This window comes from Reticulibacter mediterranei (assembly GCF_016587455.1).
Map to the genome: position 1 here is coordinate 1,537,307 of NZ_BNJK01000002.1, position 14,475 is coordinate 1,551,781.

The following is a 14,475-nucleotide window of genomic DNA, read 5'->3' on the forward strand; positions in this document are numbered from 1 at the left end:
GCACACACAGAGGAGAGGCGCGGCAACGTCCTCCTCTGTGGAATTGCAATTTAGCCGGGGTTGCTATCCATCACCTTTTTGAGACCCGCCTGGGCCGTCTGAACCGATGCGTTGAAGTCCTTCTTGCCAAGTAAGTTCTGTCCCAGCGTGACGAGAGTACCATCGCCATCGAGAGGGTTGAGCGCGGGAAAGACGCTGGTTGCCTGTGCGTTAGCGGATTTGGCAATCGGCACGTATTGCGACCTGATAGCTTCAATCAGGGGCGTTTTGAAGAGTTCGTCCTGATAGAATGATGTGCGAATTGGTAGAGGGGAGCAGCCTCCTTTAGCCCAGAGCGGTTTGTTGTTCTGACTCCACCAGAGCAGGAATGCCTTTGTTTCGTTGGGGTGTTTGGTGCCTGAATAGACAATGATATTGTTGACCCAGAAGAGCGTGCCTTTGGTGCCATGTGGACTGGCTACGGGAGGAAGGACGCTCACATTTTTGGCAGTGGCGGCATCCATTTGCGCGATAGCACCAGGACCGTTCACGAGGATAGCGCCGTCACCACGACCAAAGGCGCGAATCGCATCGGCGCTCTGATAGCCAGCGCTGGCTGGATCGAACGAGCCATCCTGCACCAGATCGGCGAAGAAGCGCAGAGCCTCGATGTTGCGCGGATTGGTCGCGAAATCGAGCTTGCCATCTGGCGTAAATAAACCTCCGCCGTTATTGATCATCAACATTTCTAACATATGTTCGGTAACATTGTCGGCCCCTGAGTTCACCATGCCGTATTTTCCGTTGGCCGTCAGCTTCTTCGACACGGCCCGCAGTTCGTCCCACGTAGTCGGCACTTTCGCTCCCGCTTGCTGGAAAAGATCAGTGCGATAGAGAGGGATGCGGATGTCGATGGCCCAGGGCCAGGTGATGGTGTGGCCTTGATACTGCATGGGCGCAAAGGAATTGGGTAGAAAGTCGTCGTATTGCGAGTTCTTTTTTGCCTCGTCCACTACGTCATCAAGCGCGAGGACGTTATGTGTAGAGTAGAACTGTGCACCCATAAACGATGCGCCAGTGCTGATGTCTGGTTGTGTGCCAGAGCCGATTGCAGTTGTGAACGTCTGATACCAGTTAGCCCAGGGAACGCCGCGATAGACAACGTTGATGCCCTTGTGGGAATTGTTGAAGTCGTTCACAAGCTGCTTGCCGATGTCGAAATACGAGCTATTGCCCCAGTTCATATCCCAGAAATTAATGGTGACGCTGCCTCCGCCGCCACCTCCATTGTTGTTACTACTCCCGCCGCCAAAACCGCTGGCGGCACAGGCTGCCAGGACACCGGAGAGGCTGGCGGCACCCGCGACCTGGGCAGACTGCTTGAGAAAGTTGCGGCGTGAGACTGCGCTTGAAAGCGGACTGTTGGACGTATTGTTCTGAGGACGATTGGGAACATCATAACTAGAAATACCATTCAGGGGATGTTGACGAGACATGCTATCCCTCCTGACAGGCGGCGTGCCTGTAATTCTATCTCCCTCTCTCTTTGCCGAATGACGGCCGAGGCAGATGATATGAGAAACATCTCTGTTTTCATGCCGGAGCTTCTCTCGTAATACCATGATGTCAAAGTATAGATAAAATCATCGGTGATAGATATGGCATCACATATGAGAATTCCCGGCAAACGTTTTCCCGGAAAACGTTTGCCAGAAGTGTACCCGAAAAAAGAGCGCTTTGTCAAGGGATAGTGAAGATTTTATTGCTACAAAATCTGATATTTATCAGACGTGAGCTTATGCGCGGGCGGCTCGCCAGGCGGGACTATCGAGAAAATGGTTGTCGTAAAGCTCCTGAGACGCCAACAATTCTTGCAAGGTCGCCTCTCCCCGGTTCAGGCGCTCAACCAGTCGGAAATAGTCGAAGCGATCCAGCCCTGGCGCGATGGCGATCAGGAAATCGGCGCTCTGGCCCGGCGTGGTGGCGAATGCATGGGGCATGTCAGGCGGGACCACAACAAGATCGCCTTTTCCGACTGTGATTACGTGCTCTCCGGCCAGGACTTGTAGCTCTCCATCGAGGATATAGAAGAGTTCGGCCGATTTGCTGTGCGTGTGCGGCCTCGCTCCCTCCGTGCCCTCGCCCATCGTCGTACGCATTACGCTGATTGCGCCGCCAGTATCGCTACTGTCAGCAAGCAGCCTCGTCGTCAATGATGTCCAGCCGAGCGTTTCTGCGTCGGCCTCGCGTACGATAATGGCGTCGTCAAAATGGGGTATCAATATGGTCATATCTTTCTCCTTCCGTTTCTTGACTCGCTATTAGCGGCCTGTTATTATCTTAACGTTGAAATAATAACGAATAATTATTTGAATGTCAAGTATTTTAACGTTAAGGTATCTGCCGATGGGAGGAAGCTATGGCTGATGCAATTGATGCGATCATCGAGCAGTGGCGTCGTGAGCGTCCCGATGTCGAGATCGAGCCTATGGGCGTGCTTGGGCGAATTGTGCGCCTGGAGCGAGTGCTTGAGCGCGAGTACAAAAAGTTTTTCACCGAGCACGGGTTGGAGCAGTGGGAGTTCGACGTGCTAACCACGCTCCGTCGTGCGGGTGAGCCGTACGAGTTGATGGCGAGCGCGCTCCTCAAGGCGACGATGGTAACGTCGGGTGCCATCACGAACCGTATTGATAGGATGGAGAGCAAGGGGCTGGTTGAGCGCATACGTGATCTGGATGATCGCCGCTCGGTTCTCATTCGGCTGACACCACACGGACGCGAAGTTGTGGATCGGTTGCTCAGCTTGAATCTCGCCTACGCCGCACGTATGCTTGAGCCGCTCGATGCCACCCAGCGCGAACAGCTTGCTAACATGTTGCGCACGCTGCTGGAAGCTTTCGGTGATACATCCCTGACGTGAGCACATTCCAGGCTTTAATTCAGGAAAGCCGCAGCGCTGTAACAGACAGCGTATGGATTGAATGGTGTAGTAAATTATATTGGAAACACCATTAGGAAGGAAATAAATATGTCAGATACACAGGCAAAAAAGGCCCTTTTAGTCATGGATATGCAGGGGGGGATCGTCGCCCGCTATGTCCAGGATAGCGATATCCTCACAACCACAGGCAGAGCTATTGAGGCTGCACATGCTGCGTCGATTCCCGTCATTTATGTGGTTATAGGCTTTCGTCCAGGTTATCCTGAAGTGAGTCCTCGCAATAAGGCTTTCTCAGGTGTTGCCCAGAGAGCGCAAGCGTCGGGAGCGCCAGCTTTAATAGAGGTTCACCCGGCTATTGCTCCGCAGCCAACAGATATTGTGGTGACAAAACGGCGTGTTAGCGCGTTTTGTGGCAGTGATCTGGAGGTGGTATTGAGGTCGCAGAATATTTCACATCTGGTTCTCTCTGGCATTGCGACTAGCGGCGTTGTCCTGTCAACTCTCCGGGAGGCAGCCGACAGAGATTATCAGTTGACCGTTCTTGCCAATTGCTGCCTCGATGCGGATGAAGAGGTTCACCGCGTGCTGTTAACCAAAGTCTTTCCACGACAGGCTGATGTCATCCAGAGCGAGGAGTGGATTGCGCATCTGAAGTCCTGATCTGGAGGGCTGAACTCCTGTCGTAGTGGTGCATCCGGCAAATGTTCCAGGAAGAGAGACGGCTCTCGCCACCCGTAGCGACAAGGGGGGGGGTGGGGGCCTTGCGCTTGTCGCCCTCGCCACATCGTTTGTCGGTTTCCTGGTTCCCGCGTGACCCCCAACAGCGACAAGCGCAAGGCCCCCACCAAGACCCCCTGCCACCCCTTGTCGCTACGGAGGCCTAACATGCTCGTCCCTTCATCATTCCCCCTTCAATTGCCGGATGCACCAATAAATCACACAACGACGACTGGAGAATTTATTCGTCCAGGATTACCACTCCTGTTCTCCTGCTGCCTGCCTGATAGGGGCATTGAGGCGGTTGAACAGGTTGGTGGTGGCGATCATGACGAGGATGGCGGACAATCCCTTCTCGTCGTAGTGGCGAGCGGCCTCCTCCCAAATCTCATCGGAAACGGGATCTACCCGGTCTGCGAGACGTGTGGCAGCTTCGGTAAGGGCGAGCGCGGCACGTTCGGCGTCGGTAAAGTAGGGGGTTTCGCGCCAGGCTGCGACGGCGAAGAGGCGCTCGTCCGTTTCCCCAGCTTTTTTAGCGCTGCGTGAGCCAGAGTCAACACAATAGCTACAGCCGTTAATCTGGCTTGCGCGCAGATGGACCAACTCAAGAGTCTTGCGTGGTACACCACCTTTGTATGCGGCTTTGAGCAGGGATTGGACGCCCTGGTTCACGTCGGTAAGGATCATTGCCGGGTTGCTCATTCGTGCTGTCATAGTTACTATGCTCCTCAAATCATTTTGTTCTGTTGACTGGATCAGGACTGTGTAACATCCTGATTTCATTTGCGACAAGGCCGTTATATTTGTTCTGTTTTTCCTCGTCACCACACTGACGGAACGGAGCACGAGAATGTGACCGATTTTTGATGTTTTTTTCGATGAATTTCTGTCGATGAAAAAATGGCAAGATTGATATTATCCTTGACGAATCGTTCCAGGATGATATATACTTATGGCAGGAGAAAGGAACAAAGAACGTAACGATGGCTGGAAAGAAAACGTTTCTGCCCGATCAGGTGTTGGACAAAGCAATGAACCTGTTCTGGAAGCAAGGATATGAAGGATCTTCTGTTGAAGATCTCGTGGAGTGTACAGGGCTTGGGCGCGGAAGTCTCTATGGCACCTTCGGCGATAAGCATGCATTCTACCTTGCGGCACTGAAACGCTATATTGCAAAATATACACCACAACGCGCAGCATTACGGGAACAAGTGGGGTCACTTCATGACATTCTGGAACGCTTTTTTCAGATGACCATTGATGGCCTGCTGAGCGATCCTGAGCGACGTGGTTGCTTTCTGGTCAACGCGAGTTTAGAGATGGCCTCACAAGATCCAGAGGTCAACGGGGTCGTACAGGCTGCCTTGAAAGAGATAGAGGAAGGATTTTATCACCTGCTCATCAAAGCGCAGGTCGGGGGCGAATTGGACTGGACAAGTGATCCACATCAGCTGGCTCATTTCCTGCTGGGAACGCTCGTCAGCATTCGTGTCCTGGTGCGTGCTCGACAGGATCGTCGCGTTCTCGAAGATATTGTGAAGACCGCATTATCGATGTTTCGTTAATTTTTTTGCAATGATGTTGGAATATACATTCCAACATAGAAATCCAATTGAGAAAGGACCATTCCTATGAATATCAAAGACTCAGTGGCGCTTGTGACTGGAGGCAATCGCGGGCTTGGAAAGTCGCTTGTGCAGGCGTTGCTCGCTGCTGGAGCGCGGAAAGTCTATGTGGGAAGCCGTAAGCTAACAGAGAGCAGTGATACCCGTATCCATCCACTGAAGCTCGATGTGACCAGCGAACAGGATGTTGCCGCAGCCGTTGCAGCGTGCCCAGATGTGAACATTTTGATCAATAACGCTGGTGTTGCATCTTCTGTGTCATTTCTTGCACCAACATCGTTGCAAGGGGCGCGTGTAGAGATGGAGACGAACTATTTTGGCATGTTGCGTATTGTGCAGGCCTTTGCGCCGGTGCTGAAGCGCAATGGTGGCGGGATGATCGTTAACATCCTGTCCAATGTCAGCTGGTTCACCTCTCCCGCTCTTGCTACCTATAGCGCGACCAAAGCGGCTGCGTTTTCGCTCACAGAGGGTATTCGTATCGAACTCAAATCGCAGGGAACGCGGGTAGCGGGCGTCTATGCAGGCTTCATCGATACCGACCTGACAGCGCAGATCGATGCCCCCAAAGTGAGTCCCGATGTGGTGGCGGCCAACACAATAAAAGGCATTCTGGAAGACCAGGAAGATATCTTTGCGGACCCAGGCAGCCGAGGCGTCAAGGCCGCGCTTGATAATGACCGTCAGGCTTTTTACCGCGCTATCCAGCAACGTTGGGATGCTGCTCACTAACTCCTGTCGTAGTTGAACGATTTATCGCGGGGGAAAGCGCTACAAGCATCCCGCGATAAATCGCTCAACTACGACAGGAGGGGTCGCTGAGTTCGTTTGTTAGAACTTCTATATCTTTGTAAAGAATGGAGCTAGAGAGGAAGCTCGTTCTCAACCAATGGATGATCAGCGATGGCTTGCTTCGGGTGTGCGTGTTCCACAATGCCAACGTAGGCGATGAGCGCTCCGACGCCTGCACCAACTGCGGCAACCAGCAATCCTACATGGAAGCCGTTGAGCTGAGCGGCAGTGGATGCCTGAGCGACTCCTTGCGTTGAAACTGTGTTCATCGCGACGATGGCCGCTGTGATGGCGAGCCACAGGCCGCCGCCTGTCTGTAGCGACGTGCCTTGCAAACCTGCTGCCAGACCTTGCTCGGTGTTGGCGATCCCACTGACGGCAGCAATCGCCAGTGTTGGATAGCCGATTCCCATACCCAACCCCATCACGAGCAGCATTGGCGGCAGGATCGTCCATAGATAATCGCTACCCGGCCCGATACGCGCAAAGAGTGCGATGCCACTCGCCAGGCACAGCAGGCCGAGTCCCGTACTCAGTCGCACTCCCAGGCGGTTGATGAGTCGAGGAGCGAGCCACCGCGAAACGAGAACCGTCATTGCACTGCCCGGCAGTAGCGCAAGGCTCGCCTGGACAGGCGAGTAGTGGAGTACGTCCTGCAAGTAGAGCGCGGCGATGAACAGAAAGCCGAAAAACGGACCCAGCAACGTGAGAGAGGCCAGATTCGCGGCACTTGTCGTTCGTGAACGGAAGATGCGCAACGGGATCAGCGGTGCTTTGGAGCGCCACTCAATCAGAATAAAAACCGCCAGGATGAAGAGCGTCAGGGCCAGCAATCCCGCCGTTTTCATGATGGTTGCGCCCGGTTGATTGGCCTGCGTAATCACATAGCCCAGCAGCAGCAAGCCAACTGTGACGGTGACTGCCCCTGCGATATCGTAGGAGCGTGTGCCTGTCGTTAAGCGACTCTCCTTGATAAACGCGCGGGAGAACAGCAAGATCAACAACGCGAAAGGGATATTGACAAAGAAGACCCAGTGCCAGTTGATGAACGTGGTCAGGATGCCACCCAGGACTAATCCTAAGCTGAAGCCGGAGGCACCAGTAGCAGTAAAAATGCTCAAGGCCCGATTCCGCTCCGGTCCTTCGGCGAATGTTGTGGTGATAATTGAGATCGCCGAAGGAAGCGTCAAGGCCGCGCCGATGCCCTGTAGCCCACGTGCAACAAGCAGCAGCCAGCCACTATTTGCCAGCCCGCAGATGAGCGAGGCCAGGCCAAAGAGGGCAGTTCCGATGAGGAAGATGCGCCGTCGACCTAGCAGGTCAGCAGCACGTCCTCCCAATAGCAGAAAGCCCCCATAGGTGAGGAAGTACGCGCCCGGCACCCAGGGCAGATCGAGCGTGGTCAAATGCAGATCTCCCTGGATGCTGGGGAGGGCGACATTGACGATGGAGGTGTCTAAGGCGTCCAGAAATACCGCGATACAAACGATGAGCAACGCTATCTGGCGCTGCCGTGAGCCTGATCGCTCGCTTTGCGGTTGAGAAAGTCTCCCGGTCAGGGGTGATGCTTTCATGGTTTCCCTTTTCTTTGAAGTCATTGGGATGACAACACATGTGCATGACTAAATGCTGGCGATAGTGCCGCCATCGACACGCATGTTGGTCCCGGTGATAAATGATGCCGCCTCCGAAGCCAGATAGACCACTGCTGTAGCGACCTCCTCAGGTCTCGCAGGGCGGTCAAGCGCGATACGAAGTTCGCGTATAAATGTCTGTCGATACTCTTCGAGCGTCACGCCCTGCTCGCTGGCTTGTGCGGTAAAAAGCTCCTCAACCAGCGGCGTCCAGGTCATCGCGGGCGAGACCGAGTTTACCAGGATGCCAGCGCTGGCATACGCTTTTGAGAGACTTTTGCTGAGATTGATGATTGCGGCCTTTGTGGTCGCGTAGTGTGGCATGACCGGGTAAGGCTGCGTGCCGGATTCGGAGGCAATGTTGATGATGCGCCCCCAATGCTGTTTCTGCATGACTGGCACGATGGCGCGGATCAGTCGCACCGTTGAAAGCACGTTCAAGTGGAAGGCGTTGATCCAGTCCTCATCTGTTGCCTCCTCGAAGGTTGCGATCTTGTTTGTACCGCCAACATTATTCACAAGAACGTGGATGGCTCCGAAGCGTGCAAGCGCCTTCTCTGCCAACCGTTCTACCTCGCTTGCCTGAGAGAGATCGGCGGCGATGCCAGATACGCGGTCATTCTGTCGTCGAATCGAACTTACGACTCGTTCGAGTTCTTGTGGGTTGCGAGCATTAAGTATCACCGCACTTCCCTCGCGTGCAAAGGTTTCGGCGATGGCTTTCCCTATGCCACGACTCGCGCCCGTGACGAGCACAACTTTTTCCTGTAATCCCAGATCCATGCTAATTGATCCTTTCTATGGACATGCTTCAGAAAGCTTGCCAGAAGCATGCTGAGAGAGTATTATAGAGACAGGTCCGTCTCTTTTATGAAGTATACAGACCTGTCTCCCTCTTGTCAAGGGATTGAAATAAGAGATTGGAATAAGGAGGAAATAAACATGCGTACGTCCAATCATTCCGCGCGTGAGCGTATTCTCGCTACGGCCACCGATCTGTTTTCGCGTGAGGGTTATAGAGCGGTCGGAACCGATACGATTATCGAGCGTTCCGGGGTGGCGAAGATGACGTTGTACCGGCATTTTGCGGCGAAAAACGAGTTGATTTGTGCCTATATTGAGCAGACCATAGAAAAGTTCTGGGCCTCGGTTGAGCAGGTTGTCAATGAGCATCCTGATTCGCCCAGGGAGCAGTTAGTGAAGATTTTTGAGATGCAGGCCGCTGATGTTGCCGATCCAACCTTTTGTGGCTGTTCCTGTTTGCATGCAGCCGTCGAGTTTCCTGAACCGGACCATCCAGCGCACAAGCTTGCGTATCAGCACAAACAGGACGTGCGAGCGCGTTTCTGCGATCTCGCTCGACAGGCAGGTGCGCGCCAACCAGAGGTACTTGCTGATCAGTTGCTCATGCTCATGAACGGGCTATTGATGCAGGGCCGCATGCAAGGTCCGACCGACATGTCGCTCCCGGTGGTGCAGGCGGCGAAAGCGCTCATCGATGTGCAACTGGCGAGATGAGCGCTGCTATAAAATTTGCTTGTTGTTCTACCTGATATTAGCGCGGCTCCCAGGGACGCCTCTGGTATTGCTTGCGCATAAAAGATGGTCGTATTGTTGGCACCAGATCGCTGAAACGTTCACTGGCTTTGAGTGAGCCTCTGGTGACACCACTGCTAAAAAAGATGCGGTTCCAGTATGTACGGTTCCTGTACCGACGCCCGTAAGAAGCATCGGGCACGCCAACCTTTTTGGAGAGGAAGAAGATCACGCCAAAAAACGAAATGACGAGGCCACAGAAAAGTAGAGTGGCGACTAGCGAAACAGTCATATGCTTTCCCTCATGAATTTTATGTATTTAATAATTATAACGCTGTTCTCTGCTCTTTTTCAAATGCTGTATACGCTGCCAATAAAAGGTATGGCAGCGCTTCTTTTTGAGTGGAAAGTATTGTTGCGTCTAATAACTCTGGAGCTTAACCCCGGAGCTTTTGACGCAAGAAATTCTGGTTTGTGCGTGCTTTAGCATGGGAAGGGTCAAGCCGTAGCGCCTGCTCGCAAGCTTGGAGGGCTAGCTGATATCTCCCCATTTTTATGAGGGCTACACTGGCATTGTGATGGGCCATAGCCGAGTTTGGATTAAGCTGAAGAGCTTGATTGCAGGCATTAAGGGCTTCCTGATATCTCCCCAGCTCAATCAATGCCCAGCTTTTGTTGGTATAGGTCAGGGGGAAGGTGGGATCGAGCCGGATCGCCTGCTCGCAAGCACTGAGGGCTTGTTGGAAATTCCCCAATTCGCAGAGGGCATTGCTGGCGTTATAATGAGCCAGAGCGTTCTGTGAGTCGTGCTGGAGAGCTTGATTGCAAGCAACGAGAGCTTCCTGATATCTTGCCAATCCATTGAGGGCAGCCGCCTTGTTGACATAGAGCAGGCAAGCGGAGGGATATAATTCTAGCGCACGTCCGCAGAGTGCCAGTGCCTCTTGATATCTCTTCTGGTCAACAAGCGCCTTGCTTTCATTGAGATAGCCATCTACGCTTGTCTGAGAAGAAGTTGCTGAGTATTGGATAGGCGGCGCATCAGGCATGTCTGTTGCTGTGTATGGTGTAAAGGTGTTCTTCTCCGGGAGTCCCAGCCTTGATGATAGAGGCCCGCTTACCACTGGTTGTTGAGCAAGATGCTGGAGGTTTTGTTTGATCTCTCGCATGCTGGGAGGCCGTTTTTGCACATCCATTGCGACCATTTGCCCGATGAGGTCCGCGCATGTCGGGCCTGCTGGAGCCTCTTGCGTCAAATCGAGGGGTGAAAAATGAAAAGGGTTGTCGCTCGGGTCGCTTCCTGAGAGCAAGCGGTGCAGTGTCGCGCCCAGGCTGTAGATATCGGCTCGTTCTGTGGTCTGAGCTTTGCCATATTGCTCTGGAGCTGCATAACCGGGAGAGCCGAAGGCGGAGGTATCTTTTGCCTGTCCAGGCTTAAAGAGGCGAGCAATCCCGAAGTCGATCAAGTAGAGATGGTCATCTGACGTAACCATGATGTTGTCGGGCTTCAAATCGCGGAAAATGATGGGTGGTTGCTGGTTATGTAAATAATCGAGGACGGTGCATAACTGAATTGCGAAATGGAGTGCCCGTTGAAAAGGCAGCTTGTTCCCTGAAGATGCTTGCGCACGATCTTCCAGGGTTTCGCCATTGATATAGTCCATGACCAGATACCAGCGGCCTGCTTCCTCAAAATATTCGTAAATGCGGGGCAAATTTGGATGCATCAGTCCGGCGAGCAGGAGAGCCTCCTGTTTGAAGGCTTCGATAGCCTGTTGCTGCTCATGTGGATCGCGAGACTGCATGAGCATTTCTTTCACCGCTCGTTTGGGATGATTAGGAAAGTGGGTATCTTCCGCCTGATAGATCGCTCCAAAGCCGCCCTGTCCTATTGCCGTGAGAATCCGATAGCGTTGCTTTAGCAGCGTAGGAGTGGCCTTTAACGAGCTTCCACACTCTGTACAAAATTTGGCCGTAGTCCGATTGGTCGCGCTACAGTTCCCGCACAACATGGTTGATTGCGTCATCGATACGTTCCTCTTCGTCAAGTGCTTCATCGAAAGCGAGAAAAGCATGAAGCGTTAACAGCATACCACACCTGAGCAAGTCGGGCCAGGCCTGAAGGCTGCTTATGCAGGGCTTTCCAATTCTCCCATCTAGCGGGAGTGCAGAGGGCGGCAGCCCTTTGCCGGGGTGCGGGGTGTCCCCGCAAAAAACCTTTTTTCTTCTCTTTTGCGCGCCTCCTGTGGCGGCGCGCGAAGGAGGGAAGGAAACTGGGGACACCCCAGACCCCGGCAGGGAGACCCTGCACCCCTTTGAGCGGAGAACTGGAAAGCCCTGGCTGCTTATGTCACTCGACTCTTGTCGATCAACTTCAGGAGATGTGACACGCGCCCGATGCATTCGAGTATTTGTTACCGGAAACAATCAGCATCTTTATTAGATAGGGAAACAGAGCGGTATCAGGATCTATTAGTACTTTTGTTGAGAATGGTAATAATTGAGGAGGTTCAGCCGATATATTATTAAGGTATCAAACAGGCGCTTCGAGCGTCTGTGTAATACATAAATGTTTTTGTATGGAGAAAGACCCCTTATGCGTTTGCGAAAGCCCATTTCACGACTTTCTATGCGAATTGTGCTTAGTGTCTTTTTGCTGTTTGTGGTAGCACTCGCGCTGACCATAGGTTATACAACCTCCCAGACGCGAGCTCACGCCGCCAGTTCGACTTCCAACAATCAGGCTGCTAATCAGGCTTCTTCGACCCCTGATGCTTCTACGGACAGCCTCCAGGCAGCTTCATCTTTGCCTGCTGGTTGCACAAATGATGGCAAAGTGGACTATCCCGGCGCGATTGACTGTGTTATCACACCCCCAACGACCTATGATTGCAATAACGACCAGTCTCCTGGCAATTGTAACTATACTAGTTCCGACCGTCCCACCAGTTGTTCGGTCTGGGTGGCTCCAAATCAACCGCTGGCTGTTACCAAGCCTTGTAAACTCAATCAGATCGTGATTCATGATACTGAAGGTTCGCTTGCAAGCACGCTGAGCGCATTTATGTGTCTTGGCGCTAACCCTAATAATTCCTCTTGCCAGCAGGTCAGCGCTCATTATGTCATTGATTTAGATGGCAAGGTCTACCAGGTTGTGCGCGATCAAGATATCTCGTACCATGATGGCAATTTCTGGTCGAACATGCACTCGATTGGGATCGAGCATGTTGGCTATGATGCGACTGGGTATCAGTGGTATAACTCGGCTCAATATCTGTCTTCAGCCAGGCTGGTTGCCTATCTACTCAAAAAATATCATCTACCCCTGGATCGCTCGCATATTCTCGCGCATAGTACCGTAGCCGCTTCAACCCTGAGTACCTCGCCTAATCATGTTGATCCAGGTCCATACTGGTTATGGGACTATTACTTTCATCTGATTAGCCAACAGGGAGCGCCTCTCAACTCCGTTGCTCTGCCCCATACGATTACCCTGCATCCCCGTAATAATCAGGCGCTGCATGGTCCAAAGGGTCCGTATGGCCAGGTAGGAACATCGGCAGATTATAACTTTTTCAAGCTCTATACTGGTCCTAGTACTGCGTCTGGACTGATTCCGGCACAGGACACCAGCGACCCCACTGACGTTAGTTATAACGTGGAGCCAGGCATCAGCTACCATTACGTGAATAAAGTACAGGATCCTGCTGGAACCGGTGATACAATGTACCAGATCTGGTACGGCGAGGAAGATCAGGTACACAACGATACGCCAAGCTATTTGGCCGCTGCGAAGCTGGTCTGGTTGGCGGTCCCTCCCGGTGATGGTGTTGATGGAACACAGAGGCCGGAACCTGATATATTCCACACTGCTTCCCTTGTCAAGATGAAGGGCGAGAATATACAGATCTATAGCCGACCAACAACCGACAGCCGGTATGTCATTGGTGGTAGCACTGATGGGGCGACCTTTTTTAGTGGTTATACACTCATTGAGGATGATACGAGCAGCAACCTTTGGTATGAGATTAACTACAACCATCGCCAGGCGTGGGTTCCTGCCAGTGAAGTTGTGGGCGCTTAACCATAACGACCGACTCCAGGCGTAGTCCTTGAAGCATCTTATCGCCTGTGAGGCAAATGCCAAGCTTGTTCGCTGTAAATCTCAACATTATTCGGCTCTCCCGCCCTTTGCGTAGAAGTCTGCCTTTGAGGCTCTCAATTATGCAAAGTATGGGAGAGCCCCAAACCCCTCTTTTCTACCCGATAGCTGATGCCGTTGATGGCTTCCCTCTCCTCGTTGCAATTGCTGATGCATGAAGAGCCTCTTTTCTACCACGTTCCCACCTCCATAGCATTCTCAATCATTGGGGATTGCAATCGCTCACACGAGAAACGCCTCTTTTCCACGATATATACCCGTTGGATCGCCCGTAAATCGTGATGCTGTCGTGCCTCCTGTCAATCACGATGTTGTTGGATCACCCGTAGCGACAAGGGGGGGTTAGAGGGTCTTGGCGGGGGCCTTGCGCTTGTCGCTCTTCACCCACGTTTTATTTTCTATTGTATATTTTCTACGCCACCACCGCGACAAGCGCAAGGCCCCCGCAACCCATCACACCGCCCCCTGTCGCTATGTGTTAGGGGAACATCTTCTGCCCCTTCTTAATTTCCTGGATGCACCTCGTCCCAGATGTGCCAGAGTGCCAACCGCTCACGCGCAAAATCCCCCTTCCCTATCTATGATCTCTCAACGCACTCCTCCGCCAGTTATTTGGTTGCAACCGCTCACACGCCTCATGCATCTTTTCCAATCATACAGGAATGCTAGTTCTTGACGAATGCCAAAGTTGCAAGTGCTCCCGCGCGTCAAGCATCTTTTCCTCTGCCCGTCGCGCGGCTGGTTTGCCAAAGGATCAGGAGTTGCAATCGCTGACGCGCGAAGAACCTCTTTTCCACTTGGATGGATACTGCTCGGACAGCCAATAGGGATGTTGCAATCGCTCCCGCGTCAAACCTCTTTCCCACAGCGGGGTGCCTCGCGTGGCTCTGCAAGGCGGTTTGCGAGGCAGAAGCCTGATTCGCCGAATTTGAGGGAATTTTCCCGTTGCTTCATTAGAGTATACCAGGCTTTTGTTGCTCTTACAAGAGCCTCTGGAGCCGATTAAGCGCTATTATTGTGCTTATTGAGGCACCGTGCTTGGCGTTACCACCACTTCGCGCCTCGCGGGAAATGCTATGGCCCTCGCAG

General features: G+C 52.8%; 13 protein-coding genes. 6 read left to right on the plus strand and 7 right to left on the minus strand.

All coding sequences use genetic code 11. The features are described from left to right. Positions 1–50: 50 nt before the first annotated feature. Together K3T83_RS45240 and K3T83_RS45245 are read right to left on the minus strand one after the other, a co-directional pair. Positions 51–1,475, minus strand: a complete 1,425-nt coding sequence (locus K3T83_RS45240) for an ABC transporter substrate-binding protein (protein ID WP_220209720.1) — start codon at positions 1,473–1,475, stop codon at positions 51–53. A 300-nt stretch (positions 1,476–1,775) separates the two neighbouring features. Beyond that, positions 1,776–2,270: a cupin domain-containing protein gene (locus K3T83_RS45245; protein ID WP_220209721.1), complete on the minus strand. Its 495-nt coding sequence runs from the start codon at positions 2,268–2,270 to the stop codon at positions 1,776–1,778. A gap of 128 nt (positions 2,271–2,398) precedes the next feature. Between K3T83_RS45245 and K3T83_RS45250 the strand changes: the two genes are divergently transcribed. Together K3T83_RS45250 and K3T83_RS45255 are read left to right on the plus strand one after the other, a co-directional pair. After that, the gene (locus K3T83_RS45250; protein WP_220209722.1) at positions 2,399–2,899 is read left to right on the plus strand and encodes a MarR family winged helix-turn-helix transcriptional regulator; all 501 of its coding nucleotides are present in this window, start codon (positions 2,399–2,401) and stop codon (positions 2,897–2,899) included. A gap of 108 nt (positions 2,900–3,007) precedes the next feature. Then, positions 3,008–3,580, plus strand: a complete 573-nt coding sequence (locus K3T83_RS45255; RefSeq protein WP_220209723.1) for a cysteine hydrolase family protein — start codon at positions 3,008–3,010, stop codon at positions 3,578–3,580. Between the two features lie 312 nt (positions 3,581–3,892). Here K3T83_RS45255 and K3T83_RS45260 read toward each other — a convergent pair whose 3' ends face one another. Next, the gene (locus K3T83_RS45260) at positions 3,893–4,351 is read right to left on the minus strand and encodes a carboxymuconolactone decarboxylase family protein (protein WP_220209724.1); all 459 of its coding nucleotides are present in this window, start codon (positions 4,349–4,351) and stop codon (positions 3,893–3,895) included. 269 nt (positions 4,352–4,620) lie between these two features. On the opposite strand from K3T83_RS45260, the gene K3T83_RS45265 reads away from it, so the two are divergent. After that, complete coding sequence (locus K3T83_RS45265) at positions 4,621–5,202, plus strand: TetR/AcrR family transcriptional regulator (RefSeq protein ID WP_220209725.1); 582 nt, start codon at positions 4,621–4,623, stop codon at positions 5,200–5,202. Between the two features lie 66 nt (positions 5,203–5,268). Continuing rightward, positions 5,269–5,994: an SDR family oxidoreductase gene (locus K3T83_RS45270; RefSeq protein WP_220209726.1), complete on the plus strand. Its 726-nt coding sequence runs from the start codon at positions 5,269–5,271 to the stop codon at positions 5,992–5,994. A 131-nt stretch (positions 5,995–6,125) separates the two neighbouring features. Here K3T83_RS45270 and K3T83_RS45275 read toward each other — a convergent pair whose 3' ends face one another. Both K3T83_RS45275 and K3T83_RS45280 read right to left on the minus strand, forming a co-directional pair. Further along, positions 6,126–7,628: an MFS transporter gene (locus K3T83_RS45275; RefSeq protein WP_220209727.1), complete on the minus strand. Its 1,503-nt coding sequence runs from the start codon at positions 7,626–7,628 to the stop codon at positions 6,126–6,128. Positions 7,629–7,676: 48 nt separating this feature from the next. Beyond that, positions 7,677–8,471, minus strand: a complete 795-nt coding sequence (locus K3T83_RS45280) for an SDR family NAD(P)-dependent oxidoreductase (protein ID WP_220209728.1) — start codon at positions 8,469–8,471, stop codon at positions 7,677–7,679. Between the two features lie 159 nt (positions 8,472–8,630). On the opposite strand from K3T83_RS45280, the gene K3T83_RS45285 reads away from it, so the two are divergent. Beyond that, the gene (locus K3T83_RS45285) at positions 8,631–9,206 is read left to right on the plus strand and encodes a TetR/AcrR family transcriptional regulator (protein ID WP_220209729.1); all 576 of its coding nucleotides are present in this window, start codon (positions 8,631–8,633) and stop codon (positions 9,204–9,206) included. 37 nt (positions 9,207–9,243) lie between these two features. On the opposite strand, the gene K3T83_RS45290 is transcribed toward K3T83_RS45285, so the two are convergent. Both K3T83_RS45290 and K3T83_RS45295 read right to left on the minus strand, forming a co-directional pair. Then, complete coding sequence (locus K3T83_RS45290) at positions 9,244–9,516, minus strand: hypothetical protein (RefSeq protein ID WP_220209730.1); 273 nt, start codon at positions 9,514–9,516, stop codon at positions 9,244–9,246. Positions 9,517–9,661: 145 nt separating this feature from the next. Then, positions 9,662–11,251 (minus strand): serine/threonine-protein kinase, encoded by a 1,590-nt coding sequence (locus K3T83_RS45295; RefSeq protein WP_220209731.1) that lies wholly within the window; start codon positions 11,249–11,251, stop codon positions 9,662–9,664. A gap of 569 nt (positions 11,252–11,820) precedes the next feature. Here K3T83_RS45295 and K3T83_RS45300 point away from each other — a divergent pair. After that, the gene (locus K3T83_RS45300) at positions 11,821–13,308 is read left to right on the plus strand and encodes an N-acetylmuramoyl-L-alanine amidase (protein WP_220209732.1); all 1,488 of its coding nucleotides are present in this window, start codon (positions 11,821–11,823) and stop codon (positions 13,306–13,308) included. Positions 13,309–14,475: the final 1,167 nt, after the last annotated feature.